Origin of the sequence: Parascardovia denticolens DSM 10105 = JCM 12538 (assembly GCF_001042675.1) — a bacterium.
Taxonomy (GTDB): domain Bacteria; phylum Actinomycetota; class Actinomycetes; order Actinomycetales; family Bifidobacteriaceae; genus Scardovia; species Scardovia denticolens.
This window is the reverse complement of record NZ_AP012333.1, coordinates 666,780-686,091: the sequence shown is the minus strand read 5'-3', so window position 1 is coordinate 686,091 and position 19,312 is coordinate 666,780. Positions and strand designations below refer to the sequence as shown.

Genomic DNA, 19,312 nt, shown 5'->3' with positions numbered 1-19,312 from the left:
AAATCTCTCCTTATAACTCGCACACCATGATATATTCTTCGGCATTTTCATCGACCGTCTTGAATCCGACATTCTTATACATCTTCACGGCGTAGTTTGCTTTCTGCACCGCCAGGGATGCCCGTTCATAGCCCTGCCATTTCAGCAGTTCGAGCATCTTCACCATAAGCTGTGAGCCGATGCCCTGACCGCGATATTCCTTGAAAAGCGAAATGGCGAAGGACGGAGTCTCGTCATCTACATGACCATAATCGTCCATGATTCTCGTCCAGACCGCTCCGACCACTTTGCCGCCGAAATCAGCTACCAGGCAGTTATCGCCTTTCTGGGTACCGAAATCATCCGTGTACACACGAAGTTCCGTTTTCTCGATGATGTCCCGCGCTGGCGGCTCCGCACCCTTCGGTATGAAGATAGCTTCATACAAGAAGTCCTTCAGCAGATCAGTTTCACCCTTGCGAAGACTGCGGATCACATATTTTTTGTGTTTGTCGCTCGTCATGTGGGAAATACGCTCATTACGCACCCTGCCCAGCATCTCAAGCACCTGTTTACCAATCCGCTCCGGCTCGTTGTCGTTCCCGCCGCATATTAGTTCCAGCGTGTCCGGCGTCCAAATGTACCCGTGCATTTTGTTATAAAGGTACTGCTGGAATTCCTCGTATTCTTTTTCTTTTAATTGCTTCATAGCAGACCTCCATTCATGGCGGTTACAAGTATTTCTTAAACGCATTCTTCATCTTGAGCATGACATCAATAATCCAATCAAACTGTGCGTTCCATTGGCTTTTATCTCCGAAGGTCACACCTTTCTCGATAACGATGCGGCTTGCCTTACGCTCCGGCAGTTCCCGCCAGTCAAAGGTCAATGCGGCATCGGATTCAATGGCATCCTTATTATCGAAGAGGGAGTGGAACAGGTCTTTATCCTCACTGATATACAGTTCCACATCCAGTTCATTCCGTTTCTGAATCTGCGACACGGCAATGTGGCAGGCAGAAGAACCCACGCTGAAGTTCATCCAATGATCCATAGACGGTTTCCGGCGATTGAAGTTCTTTGCAAACTGTGCATTTTGGAAAGCATAGTCCTGGAACGCCACCCAATAATCGTATCTCTGCTGCTGAGTCTCATTTGCAGACTCACTCTTTTTTACTTCCTTTGTCCAGTCGTTCGGCTTTTCAATGACCTCAAACTTCACGGCAGGCTCTATTAAGTTCTTATCTTTGATACCAAGCCTATATGCACAGTTAGCCAGGAAACCGCGCTGTTTCTGGGCTTTTCTGCGTTTCGGGGCATAGAACTGGAGCGTGCTTCCAGCCCTGAATTGATATGCTGCTGCGGTTGCTGTAGTCAAAAGCGACGCCCCTTTCTGCTATCGTTAAAAGGTGTGGAATCGTTGAAAAGTTCAATTCAACCCTGCACCGAACGTCTGTAATACCGCTCTGTACTTTTGCATTTCGAATGGTTTTCCTTATTTCTTTTGCAAAAAGAGGAACTGATGATCAATTGTGCCGCCTTTATCCTTCATGCCGTGCTTTTCAAGAGCTTGCACGGTAGTGCCCTTATAATGGTGTAAATTCAAAAACTGAAAAGAGCCAGCGGCTCAGCCTTCAGGTATAATGGTAATCGCGACATCAACATAATACCGAGAAGGAGGAACCACATGGCTCAACTCAATATTACATTGAATCAGGACGAAATTCTACAGTTACTTTCTGCCGACCGGGAGGACGCTTTCCGAACTCTCCTTCAAGAAAGCCTAAATTCTGTTCTCAAGGCCGGATCCCAGGAACAGCTCCAGGCAGCGCCATATGAGCGCTCAGAAGGCCGTACAGACTCGAGAAATGGCTTCCGAACCAGAGATCTCAAAACGCGGATCGGAACCATAACGTTGAATGTACCAAGGCACAGGAACCAGTCATTCCATACGATGGTCTTTGAGAACTACTCCCGTAGCGAGACTGCTCTAGTTACAACCATGGCAGAAATGGTCGTGAGCGGTGTATCTACAAGGAAAGTTGCAAGGGTCGTAGAGACGCTCTGTGGTACATCGGTCTCTAAATCCACTGTTTCCGAAGTCTGCAAGGATCTCGACAAGGAGGTCGAGGCATTCCGAAATCGGCCGATTGAAGGCAATTATCCATTCCTCACGGTCGATGCCACGTATTTCAAGGTACGTGAGAATGGCTGGGTTGTTTCGAAAGCACTCATGATTGCCTATGGCACCAGTGACGATGGAAAGCGCGAGATTTTGGTTTCTCGGCCTACCGGAATGAGTCGCGTGAGACTTGGAAAGATTTCCTGACGGGGCTGAAAAAACGTGGCCTGTGCGGTCTCATGATGATCACATCCGATGCTCACGATGGCATTATCAATGCCGCCAGGGAAGTATTTCCGCACGTTTCGTGGCAGCGGTGTCAGTTCCACTTTTCAAAGAACATCGCTGACAAAGCTCCAAAGAAAGAGCAGGCTGGTCTCCGTGCTGAACTGCAGGAAATGTTCAACTGCAAGAAGATCGAGGATGCCAGACAAAAGCGGGATCAGATCCTCGCCGATTATCAGGAATCCGCCTCATCAGCAATGGAATGTCTCGACGAGGGTTTCGAAAGCGCTATGACCGTTATGACTCTTCCGGAAGGGATGCGTCGCTTTTTCCGGACATCGAACCATATCGAGCGGCTGAATCGGGAGCTGAAGCGGCGTTCCGGCGTTATCGGGATCTTCCCAAATGAGGCATCGCTGGTCAGGCTGATGGGATCTGTCCTGATGAAACAGAACAGCATCAGTCAGACCAGGAAGGCAATCTTCAGTAAGGAGTCCTATCAGAAGCTGCTGAAATCCGATGTTCGAAATCACCTGCATCTGATTGCTGAAGAACAGGCAGCCCTTCTGGCAGCATAGTTATCAACAGTTATATCTGAAGGCAATTTACACACAAATTTGGACTTGACTGCATTTGTTTCGGCATCTACTATTTTAATTATAGCAGTGACAATTATCATTACAATTTAATCTTAACACAAAATTTTGGAAGCAAAAATTAATGGAATTATGAATCAGTAATTGGAGTGACTGTGAAATGAAAAAGCAAACCAGAATAACACTAGCGCTAGGAATAGGGTTTGGGCTTGCAATGTTATCAATGGCGCTAACCATATATTTTGGTTATGTGCATGCATATTCGAACGGAGGAAACGCAAAGGATGTGTATCTGTTTGGTTTAAAGATATACAGGTTGACTCTAGAAGGGAATAACTATACGGGGGCTTCACTTGGGGTCAATATGGGAATTGTCTGCGCTATCTATATGGGGATTGTTCTATTTCTAGAAGAAATTATCCATAAGCTTAGGACGCTCTAAACAACATATTATGTATGTAAATTCAGAATTTTCCAGAGTGGCCATATGAAACAGAAGAAGTAACAAAAATTTATGCGAGGAAGAAAAAAGCTTATGTATGAGCAAATAAACCAGATAAAGCAGTTCAATTTTCAAATAAACAGGGTATTGACTTATGGAGAGATCGCAGGAAATCATGATGAAATAGTGAGATCTCTGTCTGATGTGAAGAATTTAGATGAATGGTTTCGCGCATGGAAAATCATTGGCAATAGATCAGAAAACGAAAGCCAATTTATGCATGCTGCCTATGCGTATAGAATGGCAGAGTTCTTTCTAAAAGTAGATCATACAGAAAAAGAGGAAATGTATGAGAAGGCGATAGAGTGTTACTATATAGCCTTTGACCAATTTAAAATTCCATACACTATCTCTGATATTCCGTATAAAGGAACTTTTCTTCATTCTGTTAAAGTTGGGAATCAGAAGAGCACAAAAATACTGTTAATCTGTGGAGGATATGATTCCTTTATAGAAGAATTCATCCCGGCCACATTCGAACTGTTGAGCAAAGGGTATACGCTTTTATTCTTTGAAGGAGATGGTCAGGGGAAGACGCTTAAGAATGGACTGCCATTGACCTATGCATGGGAAGAGCCTACAAAATGTGTGCTGGATTATTATCGCATTAAGAACTGCCCGATGATTGGCATTTCATGGGGAGGGTATTTTGCTATGCGTGCTGCCGCTTTTGAGCCGAGGATTAGTGCGGTTGTTGCGTATGATGTTGCTGATGACGGGTTGGAGATTATGACAAATATTTTCCCTCCGATATTGCGGAAATTAGTCCGTCAAGCCTTTCACCATAATAAAGAAAGGCTAGTCAATTCTTTAGTTAGCTTTGCCAGGAAGAAAAGTATTTTAGCTGATTGGGCATTTACACAAGGGGAATATATTACAAACACACAGAACCCATTCCGTTTTTATAAAGAAGTGCAAAAGCATAATTTGAGAGGAATTTCCAATAGGATCACACAAGATTGCTTACTTCTTGCCGGAGAAAAAGATCATTATGTACCTATGGTACAGTTTGAGAGGCTTCGTGCAGCACTCCCTAATGCAAGAACTGTAACATCACGCGTGTTTACACAAGATGAAGGCGGCGAGCAGCATTGTCAAATTGGTAATCATAAATTGGCTATGGATGAAATTATTAAATGGTTGGAGCAATTAAAAAGAGGAAATTAAACAATTTACGAAATGATTTGAGGAACAGCATTTGTTTGGATAGTAGCTTTACCTATAGTCAAGCCCAAATTTGTGTGTAAATTAATTTTCTCTTAGATGCCTGTAGCGGATTACCATCATTTTTCATTATGGAATTCATCGTATTATCTTGACGGTGTAAATTGATAAAACATCAATCTTAACAATGAACCATTATTTCAAAAGCGTCTCTTCGGAGGCGCTTTTCTATTGCCCGTTTGGAGGTGGCTGTTTATGGCGCTTGATATCTTGAAAGGCCGCAAATGCATGGTCTGGACATTCATGGGAAATACCCGCATGTACACCGCGCTGAAGAATTACGGAGACCGCCTGAGTCAGGTAGGTCTCTTTTCTTTTAAAGTTGACGCGACCGGGACGATTACCGAGTCCGGCGTGGCAATTTCGGATATGCTGACCCATATCAATATGTGGCCACATATCACATGGCTGCTGACTGTCCGCAACGACGGGACTTCGAGCGTCTTCACTGTTCTCCGGGAGAACACAGACGGCGCGCAGAAGCATTTCACGGAGTCGCGGCTCTGGTGGCCGTACTGGAGAAGCACATTCTGGGCGAGTCTAGCGGACGGAATATCCCTATCCGCGGGAACGCACACCATTACGGTTTCAGTCGATGTAAAAGGCGTGCAGTTCTACGGATTCCGCGTCTGCTCGAATTTCAGCGAGGAGCCGTCAGCCGGAAGTGCATCGTTTACCCTGTCTCCCCGTCACTTCATTGACGTGGACGGAAACAAGTGCCAGCCGGACAAGGGATTCAAGCTCACCTGCGAAATGCTCCTCCGCAAGCCGGACTCAGCTCTGATCTGGTACGAGGATTTTCAGGACACGGACATTCTGGAGACGAACTACTGGAAGACGCTGTCAGGCTCATGGAAGGTCTGGCGGCAGGATGAATACTCTGATTCCCGCGTTTATTCGCAGCTTGACGGCAGCGGACAGTTCGCGTGGAACTATGACGGATTCAGTGACGTTCACCTTCGGGTGCGGTTTGCGTTTCCGTCAGGAAGCACTGCAAGACTGGCGTTTTCTGCGGCGACCTGTTCTGCTGCCTGAATTACGATTCTCAAGCACTGGAGCTGTGGAACGGCAGCACAAAACTTGGAAGCTACAGTCAGAGCATTTCGCAGACGCGGACCGCTGACCTGCGGACGGACGCGAACATGTACACCATCGAAATGCGCATCCGTGGAAACAGCATCCGAGTCTATTCCGGCGCTGCAACTACGCCACGATTCACGGCGAACGTCAGCGAATCCTCCGGCGGCGTGGCAGGCTACCGTTCCGATCAGCGGACAGTCTGCGAACTTCTGCGCATGGGCGACGCATGGACATACGAGCCGTATGAGCGTTTCGATGTGACATTCCCGGACGATACGATCGCCCAGTACGGCAGAATCATCCGGAGCAACTGTACCTGGGACGACGAATTTCAGGTCTTCACGCTGACCTCGGATATCGAGGGATCAGACACGAGACGCGAATCCATTTCGATGGATTACGAATTCTATCACTCCGAGCAGCTCGATCTCGAATGCGGCAACGACTACACCTGACGGTCATGCCGAAGGACATCGACATCTGGATTTCACGGCTGTTTCTCGGTGACGCGGACAGGTTTCCCATCCTCTACTACCAGGATGTGGACTCGCTCGTCTACTGGGCGAATCAGGCGGCGTACAAATGGGGACTCCGGGGATTTGCGCTCTGGTCGCTCGGGCAGGAGGACATGCGGCTCTGGGAGGCACTCCCGAAGCAAACGGACGATACTTCATAACTGAATAAATCAATAACTACTTCCAGGCTGTCTGTAAACCCGCAGGCAGCTTTTCTTTTGCTCATTTTTAAGGAGGGACATATTGATGAAGGAATTCTGGAACGTTATACAGTTCATTTTCACCGTGATCAGCGGATGGCTCGGGTACTTTCTCGGCGACTGCGATGGCCTGCTGATTGCGCTTCTGATCTTCGTTATCTGCGACTACATCACCGACGTGCTCTGCGCCATCTCGGACAAGAAGCTGTCCAGCGCGGTCGGCTTCAAAGGCATCTGCCGCAAGGTGCTGATTTTCATTCAGGTCGGCATTGCCAACATTCTCGACATCCATGTGCTGGGACACGAGGGAGTTCTCAGGACAGCGATCATCTTTTTCTATATCTCAAATGAAGGACTCAGCCTGACCGAGAACGCGGCGCACCTTGGATTACCCATTCCGGGAAGACTCAAGGACGTGCTGGAGCAGCTTCACGACAAAAACGATAAGGAGGAACAGTAATGGCTTATAAAGGCATCGATGTGTCGGTGTGGCAGGGAAACATCGACTTTCAGAAAGTAAAGGCGTCCGGCATTGATTTTGTCATCATCCGGACCGGGTACGGAAACGGCAACAAGGATAAGTGGTTCGATGAGAACTACCGCAAGGCAAAAGCCGCCGGACTTCATATTGGAGCGTATTGGTACAGTGATGCATCATCCGCCGACGGCGCAAAACAGGAAGCGAAATCCTGCGCGTCTGTTCTGTCCGGCAAACAGCTGGATTATCCGGTGTACTTCGACATCGAGGAGAAAAGCCAGTTCTCGCGCGGACGTGATTTCTGCTCGAATCTCATCACTGCGTTCTGCTCGGAGATGGAGAATCAAGGCTATTACACGGGTTCTATACCTCGCTCTCGGCTTTGAATTCCGTTGTGACGGATTCCGTGAAAAAACGCTTCACGCTCTGGATTGCGCAGTGGACGCCGAAATGCTCGTACTCCGGCAGCTACGGAATCTGGCAGTACTCGTCCAAAGGCAAGGTCAGCGGCATCAGCGGGAACGTCGACATGGACTACTCCTACATCGATTTTCCGAGCACGATTAAGAATGGCGGGTTCAACGGCTACGGCAAGACCGCATCAACCAGCACGACAATCGCAAAGAAATCCGTGGATGAGATTGCGGCGGAAATCATCGCTGGTAAATGGGGCAATGGGTCTGACCGCAAGAGCCGAATCACCGCCGCCGGATATGATTACAACGCCGTGCAGGCGAAGGTCAATGAGAAGCTCGGAGCGGCGACGAAGAAATCCACTGCAGTCTATTACACCGTAAAATCTGGAGACGCGCTTTCTGGCATCGCAAAGAAGTACGGCACGACCGTCTCAGCAATCCAGAAGCTCAACTCTCGCTCATCAGGAATGTGAATCTCATCCAGGTTGGATGACGGATTCGCGTGAAATAAGTCAAGTCTCTATCTGTTACACCATTTGTTACGCCCGTGGGTTTTCCTTAATCGGAATGCCTGCGGGCCTTTTTTATTTCGTCAAAACAGCCTCCGTTCCTCCAGTGGAAAGTAGCTGGAGAATCTTCCGCTCAAAACTGCGCTCTTTCTCCAGTGAAAAGTGCCTGGAGGTGTCCTCATGAATACAGAGCAAAAAGAATAGATCCGGAATCTGCGAAGTTCCGGTTATGGATATGCCACCGTTGCGGAGGCTCTTGGACTTACGAAAAATCAGGTATCAGCTTATTGCCGCAGGAATCACCTCTCCGGAAATTTGTCCGAATCTCATCCCGACGAATCCCCGAACGTGAATCGCTGCCATTGCTGCAGAAAACCACTCAAGCAGTTGCCCGGTCGGAAGAAAGTCAAATTCTGCTCAGATTCCTGCCGTCTGAAATGGTGGAATGTACATTCAGATCAGATCAACCGAAAGGCCATCTACTCCTTCACCTGCGCCAGATGCGGCAGAACGTTCACGGCTTACGGGAACCGGCACCGGAAGTACTGCTCGCACGCCTGCTATATCGCAGCCCGGTTCAAAGGCGGTGATCGCCATGAGTGACGAGCAGTTCGAGCGGGAAAAACTCTATCAGGCCAGCATGGAGATGTTCAAAAAGATGCTGGATCAGGACCTTATCACCGAGGAGGAATACGCGGTCATAGACACCAAAATGAAGGAGAAATACAGGCCGATAATCGGCACATTATTATCCCCGTAACGCTTGCTATGTGTCTGAAACAGAGTGATAGATAGACAAGACGAAAGGAGTGATACAATGTGGAAAATCACAAAGATTGAGCCGAAAATCAAGACTCTTCCACAGCGGAAGAAGGTGGCGGCATACGCGCGCGTGTCGATGGAGACCGAACGCCCGCACCATTCCCTTTCCGCACAGGTCAGCTACTATTCGGAGCTGATTCAGAAGAATCCGGAATGGGAATACGCTGGCGTCTATGCAGACGAAGGCATCACCGGTACCAGTACCATGAAGCGACCGTAGTTCCAGCGCATGCTGGCTAACTGCGAAGCTCGACATCATTCTCACCAAGTCCGTCAGCCGGTTCGCCCGGAACACAGTCGACAGCCTGACCACCATCCGGAAACTCAAAGAGCATGGCGTTGAGTGCTATTTCGAGAAAGAAAACATCTGGACCTTCGACGGCAAGGGCGAGTTGCTCATCACCATCATGAGCAGCATTGCGCAGGAGGAATCCCGGAGCATTTCCGAGAACTGCACCTGGGGACAACGGAAGCGATTCGCGGACGGCAAGGTGACGGTTCCATTTCACCGATTCCTCGGCGATGACCGCGGACCAAACGGCGAGCTCATCGTCAATCCGAAGGAAGCGAAAACCGTGCAGCGAATCTACCGGCTTTTCCTGCATGGTCTGACCTACAACGGCATCGCCAAGCAGCTCACCAGCGATGGCATCAAGACGCCCGGCGGAAAAGATAACTGGAGCATCAGCACCGTCAAATCCATCCTCGGAAACGAGAAATACAAGGGCGACGGACTCTTGCAGAAAACCTTCACCGTTGATTACCTGACCAAGAAAACAAAGGTCAACGAGGGCGAGATTCCGCAATACTACGTGGAAGGCGACCACGAGGCGATCATCGTGCCGGAGACCTTCGACCTGGTCCAGCGGGAAATGAAGAAGCGCGGCAACGGCGTCATGTACCACAGTGGTGTTCACGTCTTCTCCAGCAAAATCCGATGCGGTCAGTGCGGTTCCTTCTACGGCTCGAAAGTCTGGCATTCCAACAGCAAATACCGGAAAACCATCTGGCGCTGCAACCACAAATACGACGGCGGTACAAAATGCACCACGCCAGCCATCGACGACAGCGAAGTGAAGACCGCATTCCTGTCGGCAGTGAACAAGCTCCTCGAAACGAAAGCCGAGGTCATCGCAAACGGCAAGGAGATGCTCCCGCTCCTCTTCAAAACCGACGAGCTGGAAGCCGAGCGCGACCGGCTCATGGATAAGGCGCAGGTCGTAGCCGACGCCGTCCAGCAGAACATTGCCGAGAACGCCCGGACGGCTCTCGACCAGAGCGCCTACCAGAAGCGCTACGACGACCTCGCCGACCGGTACGACAAGCTGAAGGCACGGATCGATGAGCTCAGCGAGAAGATCGAAGAAACCCAGTCCCGGAAAGCCGGATACGAGGACTTCCTTAAAGCCTTCGAGAACACGCCCGACAGCTTGACGGAATTCTCCCTCGACGCGTTCAACGGGCTCGTCGACCACCTTACCGTCTACGCCAAGGATGATATCCGCTTCACCTTCCGAAATGGGCAGGAAATCCGTGCATAAGAAAACAGCCTGACAACCAGCAAACGATACTGGCGGTCGGGCTGTTTCTCTGTCTGCGAACTGGAAGTTGTTAACCTAATATAAATTCATATTCTCTAACAATTACACCATTATCAAATTCAAAAATATCACATGATCGTTCACCTGAGTTATTCACTAAAACAGAAACTATTCGAGATGAATCTTTGCTACTGACTATTGATTCAATTTCGAAAGTATTACTATTACCTTTATAAGCAGATTTTATTGTGTTCAAATAGTTTTCTATTCCTTCAATCTTGAGAATACGTTCAGAATGAAGTTCCCATACAATATGAGGAGAAAGAAATTTTTTATACGAAATCCAATCCCGTTCGTTTTCAGCTTCGAAAAATAAATTTAAAATTTGTATATTTTCCATATTTACCTCGACAAATTCAAATTTGTCTTTTCACTTCCGTATAAACCGGTTGTCTCCTTCCGGCTCTTCTGCTGACACATAGCGCTCGACCGTCATGTGCAGATCGTACTGATCCCGAAGCTTTACGATGGTCTGCATCATCGGCGAGGCGTGATGCGCATCGATGGCGTCCTGATCCATCCAGCTATCAATGAGCAGGACCGTCTCCAGATCATCAAGCGACTGGTAATACTCGTAGCGGAGATTGCCTTTCTCCACACGGATTTTCTCCACCGTGCCGCTTTCTGCCATTTCACGGGCAAACGCAAGTGCGCTGCCGTCCTTACCCGTGTATCTCAAATTAACTGTAATAGACATTATTCAAAACCCTTTTAATCAAGTCAGACTGCATTGATTAAAACCGACACCCCTGAAGCTCAAGCGACACCCCTCAGCGGGCAGTCGTTGAATTGTATCCAATTTTGCGTCTTGTTTTCCGTTTCCACCATTTCCATACTTGCCGATTCCATACCCGCCGACACCGGTCAGCTTGCCGCCGAAATCCTCAAGATCCCCGAAATCCTCCCCAACCGGCAAAGGGACCTCCCCTTTCGCCGCCAGGGCTGCCAGAAGTTTCTCCAAAGCGTAGAGAGGGTCGGAACCGGATGATTTGCATTGCTCATCCACCCATGCTGCCATCTGGATGCAACGGGATAAGCCGCCCGAGGTCCAGCCTCTAACTTCCTGTCTGGCCGCCCTTAACTGCCAGGGAGACATCTTCGCCTCCGCCTGCGTCAGCTTCCCCTGATCGACGGCCGAAGCCTTCGCCATGGAACGGATCTTCATGGCGATGGCCCCCACCAAAGCCAGAGGGTCCTGCCTCTGTTGCACGGCGGAACGCATATCCACGACCGCTTGGGCGAGCCGACCTTGCAAGGCGGCCTGAGCGACCGCGAAACCGGTGACCTGGGGGTTGGCCGAGAGATAGGTTCGCACGATGGATACCGGCATGGGATTGTCAGGGAAGTCGTCGCACAGCTGATCGCAAAGGGAGGCCATCTCGCCTGTCTTATCTCCTAGGACGTCGGCGATGAATTGGGCGGCGGGCGGGGCGATTCTCCGATTTCTCTTTTCGAAAAGGGAGACGATGAAGTTCGCCCGAGCTTTCGGCGTCTTCAGACTTTCGATTTTGTCCACTTGGGCGCCGGCCCGCTCGAGTTGACGGATGATCCCGGTCCCTTTGGGCGATCCATTGTGTTCGATGATGACCAGGCTTTCCGGTTCCTGGCCCGCCGCTTCCTTGCTTTGTTTGATATAGGCTTCCACGCTGTCGGCCAAAGCCTGGGACATGTTCTCGGCATGGGCGATCAGGACGAGAGAGGCTGTCGAGAGAAGGGATGGGCTGACGGCCTCATCGAATTCGTAAGGTTGGGCGGAACCGGCGTCCAATTCCATCAAATCGGCCTCAGGAATCAGGCCATGTGCCTGAGCCGTCAGCTCATGAATCCGCTGTTGGGTCAGGAATTCATCCGCCCCGCTGACGACGCACACGGTCGTCTTCGCTCTTATCCCTGTCTTACCAGCTGTCATGTTTCCACTGTTCCCGAATCGGTGGACAATCCCTTGCCCCTGGAAGACCACGGGATTCCCGCCGGCGAAGGGCTCTCGGAACCGGAGGCTCCCCGGCAACGGAAGCTCTTGGCGGCGAAGGTTCCCCCCTGTAACGAGGATTCCCTGATAACCCCATCGTCCACATTGTCCCCGTTTTACCAATCCCCCGCGAAAATGGCATCCTTGATTTCCTTCCACCGCCAGGAGACTTCCTCGCGGATGTCCTTCGGAAAACGGGTTCCCATTCCCAGCTTTTCTCTCCAGGATGACCCCACTGTCGCAGCCGCATCCGGTTCGACCGTTCCTGCTTTAACCGTTCCTGTTTCGACCGTTCCCGCTTCGATTGTCCCCGTTTGAGACCGCTTAACGGCGAGGAACAACTTCACCACCGCGTAGGTCAGGATGATGACGGCGTACGAAGCGAATAAAGCCCCTACCCCAGCCAATCCCTGGGGCCATGGCAAGGAGCACCACGGCCGGTCCGCCAGCCATAAGGAAATCTGATTCATGACTTGGGTGCAACCGGATCCCAGCCACAGAAGCGCATAGGCGAGCCGAGGGGCCGCCCAAGCGATGGCGAAAGCGGCTATCCCTAGGATAGTAGCTCCTTCCACGAAAGGCGCGACCATGACATTGGCAATCGGCGAAAGCAGAGGGAGGGACGGCTGCATGAGGAGACTGATCGGCAGGCTCAAGACCTGGGCGCAAATGGTCATGGACAGACCTTGCGCCAACCAGCCCGGGAGTCGGCGGGAAAGGAAAGCGGAACAAGGGCGATGGAAAAGGATTATCCCGTAGACGGCCGTCACGGATAAGGAGAAGCCATAGCTCCATGCGAATTCAGGCCGGAAGGTCAAGACGAGGCAGACCGTCAGGTTCAGACAGGCGAAGGAGCTGGAAATACGTCCGCGGCAAAGGGCGAGGATAGCCAGAAGGCCCGTGATCAGGGCCCTGATCACGGAATCGGAAGGATACATGCAGACGGCCAGAAGGCAAAAGGCCAGCGCTTGGATTCCTCCGGTGGCTTTCCTACGCCATTGGCATCGGACAAGAATCCACCCCAAAAGACCGGAGACCAGCACGAAATGGCTGCCCGAGACGGCCATCAGATGCATCATCCCCAAATTGAGGTAGGAATCCTTGACCCGGGACAGGTAGGCTTGCGGGACGGAAGGGTCACTCCCACCAACGACCGCATCCGTCCCTAAGACGCCCAAAGTGAGTCCAGGAAGCAGAATCTGCCCTTGAGGGGATAATCGCCGGCTCTGATCAAGGAAAGCTTCTTGCATCCGGTGGATGACGGTAAGACCTCGATGGGGAGAGCGAACCCTCGTCGTGGCCGGAACGCCCGTGGATTTCTCCCCCGACGAGGCCTTCGCCTGAGAAGCGGTCAGCCACAAGGGTGCTTTGCCGTACGTCGCTTGGGAAACCGTGCCTCGGACCCAAAAATATCCCCCTTGCTCCCAAGGGCAAGAAGGCGAGCGGGCATAAGCCCGGATCGGCTGGCGGACGGATAGGACCGATCCCCCATACTGCCAAGCCTCCACTTCTCCGTCGATCTTGCAAGTGAAACCGCGTCGGTCCGACGTCAGTGCAGGAGTTTGGGCATGAAGAAGGAATAACGCCTCCTTTCCTATGGCCGACTCGCCCACCTCCAACCCATAGGCGCGGTCGACCGCTTGTCTGGCGGAAAGGTTGATGACCATGCAGGAAACGCAAAGGGAACCCACAATCAGATACAGCCCCAGGGAAAGCCGGGATGAATCCTCCCGAGCTCCGCAACAGATCCCCAGGCCGAAGAAAAAGACCAAGGCGAGCGCCCCTTCTGCCACTATGACCACCCGTGCCCGTACAGGCGAAGATGGGAGCAGATGACAGCACAAAGCCGTACCCCACAGGCACGAGGCGACGAAGAAAAGGCGGAAATCCTTGTAGGTCCTGTTTTTCATACCTCCCCCTAAACCGTGATATAGGCTCTGATCTTCGCCAAAGTCTTCACCCCGATGCCGGAGACATTCAAAAGGTCGTCGACGCTATGGAAGGGTCCTTTCATTGTGCGATAGTCGATGATTCTCTTGGCTGTGCTCGGGCCGATTCCTTTGATGGTCTGCAACTGTTCGGAAGTCGCCGTGTTGATGTTGATCTTCGCCGTGGCCGGAGCTGGAGCCGGAGCGCCGGCCTTTGGCTCTGCCTCCGCAAGAGGACCATTCTGGGACGACACCCGCCCTGGTTGAGTGGATCCCTTCGGCGGAGATGGTCGAACCGACCGTCCGGAGGGGGAAGAAGAGGATGATTCGGGGATGGTCCAGTTTCCTTCCTCCCCCGTCCTTCCCACCCCCTTTTGCGATGCGGCGATGCCGACCGCGATCTGCAAGGACCGGATGCTGGAGGATTGGATGATCAGGAGGGTCAAACTGGCGGCGAGACCGGTCACGAGGATGAGGATGATGCATATGGCTTGGCTGGGCGTCATGAAGAATCGCCGCGAGGAAAAGGCACGATGGTCACCCCTGGCATGGGCTTGGTCGGCCGCTCGGCCATTACTCCGAGCATCTTGCTCTGCCTGGTATGAGGAAAGCCGCCCCGGCGGCGGGGGCGGTCCTTGTTCCAGGGCGAGAGCAGGCGAAGGATCGGTCCTCTCCGAGCGGGATGCCCTATCGGCGTCCCCGCCCTCACCGTAATCTTCACGCAGCCCTAGCCGCTCGAGTCGAAAGTCCATAAAAAAATCGTGGCACAGATTCCATTCCTGCGCCACGATTATCGGCCAATGTGGTCGAATGTGGATAACACGCTCCATCAGGAGCTTGACAAAACAGCTATCATCTTATCCACAGACTTCCGGGGTCCGCCACCGAGCCCGCCACCTTATTCGGCCGGGACGATGGAGACGATCTTCGGCGCCCTCACGATCACCTTGCGGGGAGGCTTCGCGCCCAAGCGAGAGACCACCGCCTCGGAAGCCAAGGCGAGCTCGCGCAGTTCATCCTCGGAGATGTCGGGGGAAACCTCCAGCTTGCCCCGCACCTTGCCTTTGATCTGGATGACGGCGGTCACGGTCTCCTGACCGACGTAACGCGGGTCGGCCACCGGATAGTCAGCATGGGCGATGGAACCCTCATGCCCTAGCCGGGCCCACAGCTCCTCGCAGATATGCGGGGCGATGGGGGCCAACATCAGGATCAGGGGCTCAACCGCGCAGCGAGGCACCGCCTTCAGGGTGGTCAGGTGGTTGTTGAGCACGATTAGCTTGGAAATGGCGGTGTTGGGGTGCATGGCCTCCATCTCCGTCTTTACCTGGTCGATGGTGTTGTTGAGCAGGCGGAGGGTCTTATCATCCGCAGCATCCTCCGAGACGATGACCTCGCCCGTGTTCTCATCAATCACGTTACGCCAGAGCCTTTGCAGGAAACGCATGCCTCCGATCACGTTCTTGGTGTTCCAGGGCCGGGACTCGTCCACCGGCCCCATGCTCATCTCGTAGAGGCGGAAGGTATCGGCCCCATATTGGTCGTACATATCGTCCGGGGTGATGATGTTCTTCAGGCTCTTGCCCATCTTGCCGAACTCGCGGTTGACTTCCTGCCCCTGCCAAGTGAAATGAGGCTGGCCCTTCTCATCCAGGCTTTCCTCCACTTCGGCCGCGGGCACGTACTGTCCGCGGGCGTCGGTGTAAGCGTAGGCTTGGATGTAACCGTTGTTGAAAAGCTTGTGGAAAGGCTCAGGCGCGTTCACATAGCCCAAGTCGAAGAGGACCTTGTGCCAGAAGCGGGCGTAAAGCAGGTGCAGGACGGCATGTTCCACCCCGCCCACGTACAGGTCCACTCCCCCTGATTTTCCGGCTGTGGGGTTATGGTCAGGCCCCAGCCAGTAGGCGAATTCGGCCGGATCCACCACGAACTTGTCTTCCTGGGGGTTGATGTACCGCAGGTAGTAGCAGCAGGACCCCGCCCAGTTCGGCATGGTGTTGGTGTCACGATGGTAGACCCGGGGCCCATCGCCTAGGTCCAAGGTCACGTCCACCCACTCCTGGTTGCGGCTCAAAGGCGCCTCCGGGTTGGACTCGGAATCGTCGGGATCGAAAGTCCTCGGGGCGTAATCCGGCACTTCGGGCAGGTCCAAAGGCAGCTGATCGTCAGGAATCAGATGGGGAACCCCTTCATCATCATAGACGATAGGGAAAGGCTCCCCCCAGTAGCGCTGGCGGGAGAAGAGCCAGTCCCTCAGGCGGTAGGAGACCTTGCCCCGGCCGATCCCTTTCTCTTCCAGCCAGGCGATGGTCTTATCGATGGCTTCGTCCACGCTGAGCCCGTTCAGGCTGAAAGGCTTCCCATCGGCCAATGTGGCCTCGACGGAGGAGTTGATGACCGTCCCCTCGTGGGTGACGAAGGCGGACTTCCCTTCGTAATTGCTGAGGTCATCCCCGGACCCTTCCAGGGGCTTGACCGTGTAGATCACCGGCAGGCCGAATTCCTGAGCGAAATCGTAATCGCGCTGATCTCCACCAGGAACGGCCATGATGGCGCCGGTCCCGTAATCCATGAGCACGTAATCGGCGCTGAAGATGGGCAGCTTATCCCCGGTGATGGGGTTGAGGGCGTACAGCCCCGTGAAAAAACCGGTCTTGGCCCCGTTCTCTTCGATGCGGTCCCGGGCGGTCTTCGCTTCAGCCGCCTTGCAATAGGTGGTCACAGCGGAACGGGGGTTGGCATAACCGCCCTTCCATTGTACGGGAACGTCTGCGGACCAGTCGGCAGGCACCGAGGCCAGCAGAGGATGCTCGGGCGAAACGACGGCGAAAGTGGTGCCGAAAAGGGTGTCCGCCCGGGTGGTATAGACCTCCAGGTCGGAATCCGCCTCCCTCCCTTCGGCGTCGCAGACGGAGAAGTGGATGGAAGCTCCGTGGGACTCCCCAATCCAGTTGCGCTGCATGGTCTTGACCCTGTCCGGCCAATCGATGGCGTCCAGATCCTCGATCAAGCGATGGCCGTAAGCGGTGATCCTCATGGACCATTGCCGCAATTCCCGCTGGAAGACGGGGTAGTTGCCACGTTCGGAGCGACCTTCGGCCGTCACCTCCTCATTGGCCAGGACGGTCCCCAGACCAGGACACCAGTTGACCGGAGACTTGGAGATATAGGCCAGACGGAAGTCATTGAGCACATCCGCTTGTTCGGCCGCGGTCAGCTGATCCCAGCCCTTTTCGGATTTCTCGAAACCGGGGATGGGCTTCTTTCCTGAGGAAAAAAGATCGATCAGGGTGGAGATGGGCCGCGCCCCGCCTTGCCCCCCATCAGGCCGGACGGAATCGGGGTCGTACCAGGAGTCATAAATCCGGGAGAAGATCCACTGGGTCCAGCGGACGTAGCCGGGGTCGATGGTCGCGAAGGACCGGCGGTAATCGAAGCTGAGCCCCATCCGATGCAGCTGCCGTTTCATATTGGCGATGTTCTGCTCGGTGGTGACGCGCGGGTGCTGGCCGGTCTGGACGGCGAACTGCTCGGCCGGCAGGCCGAAGGCGTCGTAGCCCATGGTGTGCAGGACGTTCTCGCCTTTCATCCGGTGGTAGCGGGCCATCACGTCAGTGGAGATGTAGCCCAAGGGGTGCCCCACATGCAGGCCTTTGCCCGAGGGGTAGGGGAACATGGACATGACGAAATAGGGGGTCTGCCCATCGGCATGGCGGCCGTGTTCGTCCGTCAGGTCCCCCTGCACGTTCGCGGCCCAGAAGGTCCCCGTCCGGTCCCAATAGTCCTGCCACTTGAGTTCGATCTCTTGGGCCGCCTTCGCGTTGTAGCGGAAGGCGGGCTCGGTGGCCTCTTCTTCGGCTTCGCGCTTGTCCGCTTGATACCGGCTGGTCTCGTCTGCCTGGCTCATGCCTGCTCCATCCATTCGTTGATACCTTATCGATATCTCATTGATACCCCCGTCGATGTCTCATCGACGTCGCGATATCCCGGATACCTTATCGATACCCTATCCATTCGTCTCGTTCATCAGGCGTATGCCTTGTTAAGCATTATCGCCATGGTTTACGACTTTATCTTTCCCTTGATTTCGCCCCTGGCCTCGCCCCGGGTCTCAGCCCCTATTTCCCCGCTTTCCCCTCTTTGTCTTCATCCTGCCCATAGACCTGGGGAGAGCGGGAATCCGCCTCGAAGCGGAGGTCCGTATCTTGGATCTCCTGGACCGACGCCTTCTTCACCGTCATCCCGGCGAACCGTTCATAGGTCTTGACGGCTTGGGCGAAACTGGGGTCCTTGACCATGGATACGAGGGAGGAATCGACCAGACGGGCCAACCGTCTGTCCCCCGCCGGCAGGGCGACCCCGTAGGATTCCTCCGCTAGGCTGGGACCGGTCACCGTCGTCAACCTCCTGCCCGCGGCCCGGGAGTAGGCGGCCAAGACCAGTTGGCTACCGAGGACGGCATCGGCCGAGCCCGAATACAAGGCTGTCATGCAGGGGGAATAAGTGGCCTGGCTGACCACTGTGGTCCCCTGCCTGCCTAGTTGGGAGACCAGGTCGGACCTCAACTCCCCTTGGGGGAGGCAGACGGTTTTCCCGGCCAAGGAAGCCAAGCTGCGGTAGCGGTCTTTATCGCTGGTCCTGACCAGGATCCGCTGGGAGGATGAGGCGTAAGGCCCGGCGAACTCCCGCTTGGCCGGGTCCCCCTGCCCTTGCCGGGCCCCGACGATCAGGTCCACCTTTTCCTGGGAGAAAAGCTGGTCCTGATTGGCCCCCGTGGCTTCGACCCAGGAAATCTGGCTGGACGAATAGCCGAGCTGGCGGGCAAGGTAGGTGGCGACGAAAACGTTGAAACCGGTCATGGTCTCGGTCCGCCGATAGCTCACGCCAGGCTGGTCGTAGGGGATGGCGATGGTGATTTTCGGGCCGGACACATCCAAAGTCGTGCGGCCACAACCGCCCAAGGCGCACAAGGAGACCAACGAAATCAAGGCGAAGGCCGGGGAAAGCAGACGAGAGAGGAACCTGCGCAGGCCACGGTCATAGCTGTGGCTACGGCTGTGACTACGGCCGCCAAAGTGGCCATAATAGCGGCTACGGCCATGAACGGAATCATCGTCGTGACGGGACATGCGTTCGCCTCCTTTG

General features: G+C 53.5%; 20 protein-coding genes and 1 pseudogene. 12 read left to right on the top strand and 9 right to left on the bottom strand.

Annotation, left to right across the window (positions count from 1 at the left end; all coding sequences use genetic code 11):
* Positions 1–10: 10 nt before the first annotated feature.
* Complete coding sequence (locus tag PSDT_RS02930; protein WP_006290526.1) at positions 11–688, bottom strand: GNAT family N-acetyltransferase; 678 nt, start codon at positions 686–688, stop codon at positions 11–13.
* Positions 689–710: 22 nt separating this feature from the next.
* Positions 711–1,358, bottom strand: a complete 648-nt coding sequence (locus PSDT_RS02925) for a DUF4268 domain-containing protein (RefSeq protein ID WP_006289938.1) — start codon at positions 1,356–1,358, stop codon at positions 711–713.
* A gap of 309 nt (positions 1,359–1,667) precedes the next feature.
* On the opposite strand from PSDT_RS02925, the pseudogene PSDT_RS02920 reads away from it, so the two are divergent.
* The 12 genes and pseudogenes from PSDT_RS02920 to PSDT_RS02880 all read left to right on the top strand — a co-directional run bounded on the left by PSDT_RS02920 (position 1,668) and on the right by PSDT_RS02880 (position 10,210).
* Positions 1,668–2,905: pseudogene (locus PSDT_RS02920) on the top strand (IS256 family transposase).
* Positions 2,906–3,083: 178 nt separating this feature from the next.
* Entirely contained in the window at positions 3,084–3,365 is a 282-nt protein-coding gene (locus tag PSDT_RS02915) for a DUF5963 family protein (protein ID WP_006289937.1), read from the top strand.
* Between the two features lie 72 nt (positions 3,366–3,437).
* Positions 3,438–4,592 carry an alpha/beta fold hydrolase gene (locus PSDT_RS02910; protein WP_231859831.1) on the top strand — a complete coding sequence of 385 codons (1,155 nt, stop codon included), beginning with the start codon at positions 3,438–3,440 and terminating at the stop codon, positions 4,590–4,592.
* Between the two features lie 252 nt (positions 4,593–4,844).
* Positions 4,845–5,684 (top strand): hypothetical protein, encoded by an 840-nt coding sequence (locus PSDT_RS02905; RefSeq protein WP_006289935.1) that lies wholly within the window; start codon positions 4,845–4,847, stop codon positions 5,682–5,684.
* A 107-nt stretch (positions 5,685–5,791) separates the two neighbouring features.
* Positions 5,792–6,184 carry a hypothetical protein gene (locus PSDT_RS02900; RefSeq protein ID WP_006289934.1) on the top strand — a complete coding sequence of 131 codons (393 nt, stop codon included), beginning with the start codon at positions 5,792–5,794 and terminating at the stop codon, positions 6,182–6,184.
* A gap of 5 nt (positions 6,185–6,189) precedes the next feature.
* Complete coding sequence (locus PSDT_RS02895) at positions 6,190–6,405, top strand: hypothetical protein (protein ID WP_006289933.1); 216 nt, start codon at positions 6,190–6,192, stop codon at positions 6,403–6,405.
* A gap of 85 nt (positions 6,406–6,490) precedes the next feature.
* On the top strand, positions 6,491–6,904 hold the full coding sequence (locus PSDT_RS02890) for a phage holin family protein (RefSeq protein ID WP_006289932.1): 414 nt from the start codon (positions 6,491–6,493) through the stop codon (positions 6,902–6,904).
* Positions 6,904–7,308, top strand: coding sequence for a GH25 family lysozyme (locus PSDT_RS08555; RefSeq protein WP_006290530.1), 405 nt, complete (start codon positions 6,904–6,906; stop codon positions 7,306–7,308). The genes PSDT_RS02890 and PSDT_RS08555 overlap by 1 nt, the downstream gene beginning before the upstream one ends.
* An 8-nt stretch (positions 7,309–7,316) precedes the next feature.
* Entirely contained in the window at positions 7,317–7,811 is a 495-nt protein-coding gene (locus PSDT_RS08550; protein WP_223293616.1) for a LysM peptidoglycan-binding domain-containing protein, read from the top strand.
* Positions 7,812–8,292: 481 nt separating this feature from the next.
* Complete coding sequence (locus tag PSDT_RS08330; protein ID WP_154645719.1) at positions 8,293–8,607, top strand: SHOCT domain-containing protein; 315 nt, start codon at positions 8,293–8,295, stop codon at positions 8,605–8,607.
* 57 nt (positions 8,608–8,664) lie between these two features.
* The gene (locus PSDT_RS08650; protein WP_006290533.1) at positions 8,665–8,889 is read left to right on the top strand and encodes a recombinase family protein; all 225 of its coding nucleotides are present in this window, start codon (positions 8,665–8,667) and stop codon (positions 8,887–8,889) included.
* Positions 8,890–8,923: 34 nt separating this feature from the next.
* On the top strand, positions 8,924–10,210 hold the full coding sequence (locus PSDT_RS02880; protein ID WP_317623588.1) for a recombinase family protein: 1,287 nt from the start codon (positions 8,924–8,926) through the stop codon (positions 10,208–10,210).
* Positions 10,211–10,280: 70 nt separating this feature from the next.
* Here the strand turns inward: PSDT_RS02880 and PSDT_RS08060 are convergent, their stop codons facing one another.
* The 7 genes from PSDT_RS08060 to PSDT_RS02850 form a co-directional block, all read right to left on the bottom strand.
* Positions 10,281–10,610 (bottom strand): nuclear transport factor 2-like protein, encoded by a 330-nt coding sequence (locus PSDT_RS08060; protein WP_006289930.1) that lies wholly within the window; start codon positions 10,608–10,610, stop codon positions 10,281–10,283.
* Positions 10,611–10,640: 30 nt separating this feature from the next.
* The gene (locus PSDT_RS02875) at positions 10,641–10,967 is read right to left on the bottom strand and encodes a putative quinol monooxygenase (RefSeq protein WP_006289929.1); all 327 of its coding nucleotides are present in this window, start codon (positions 10,965–10,967) and stop codon (positions 10,641–10,643) included.
* Between the two features lie 18 nt (positions 10,968–10,985).
* The gene (holA, locus tag PSDT_RS02870; protein ID WP_223293615.1) at positions 10,986–12,179 is read right to left on the bottom strand and encodes a DNA polymerase III subunit delta; all 1,194 of its coding nucleotides are present in this window, start codon (positions 12,177–12,179) and stop codon (positions 10,986–10,988) included.
* A 176-nt stretch (positions 12,180–12,355) separates the two neighbouring features.
* The gene (locus PSDT_RS02865) at positions 12,356–14,149 is read right to left on the bottom strand and encodes a ComEC/Rec2 family competence protein (protein WP_006290537.1); all 1,794 of its coding nucleotides are present in this window, start codon (positions 14,147–14,149) and stop codon (positions 12,356–12,358) included.
* An 8-nt stretch (positions 14,150–14,157) separates the two neighbouring features.
* Positions 14,158–14,673 (bottom strand): ComEA family DNA-binding protein, encoded by a 516-nt coding sequence (locus PSDT_RS07910; protein WP_070097779.1) that lies wholly within the window; start codon positions 14,671–14,673, stop codon positions 14,158–14,160.
* 392 nt (positions 14,674–15,065) lie between these two features.
* The gene (leuS, locus tag PSDT_RS02855) at positions 15,066–18,074 is read right to left on the bottom strand and encodes a leucine--tRNA ligase (RefSeq protein WP_006289925.1); all 3,009 of its coding nucleotides are present in this window, start codon (positions 18,072–18,074) and stop codon (positions 15,066–15,068) included.
* A 211-nt stretch (positions 18,075–18,285) separates the two neighbouring features.
* The gene (locus tag PSDT_RS02850; RefSeq protein ID WP_006289924.1) at positions 18,286–19,296 is read right to left on the bottom strand and encodes a transporter substrate-binding domain-containing protein; all 1,011 of its coding nucleotides are present in this window, start codon (positions 19,294–19,296) and stop codon (positions 18,286–18,288) included.
* Between the last annotated feature and the right edge of the window lie 16 nt (positions 19,297–19,312).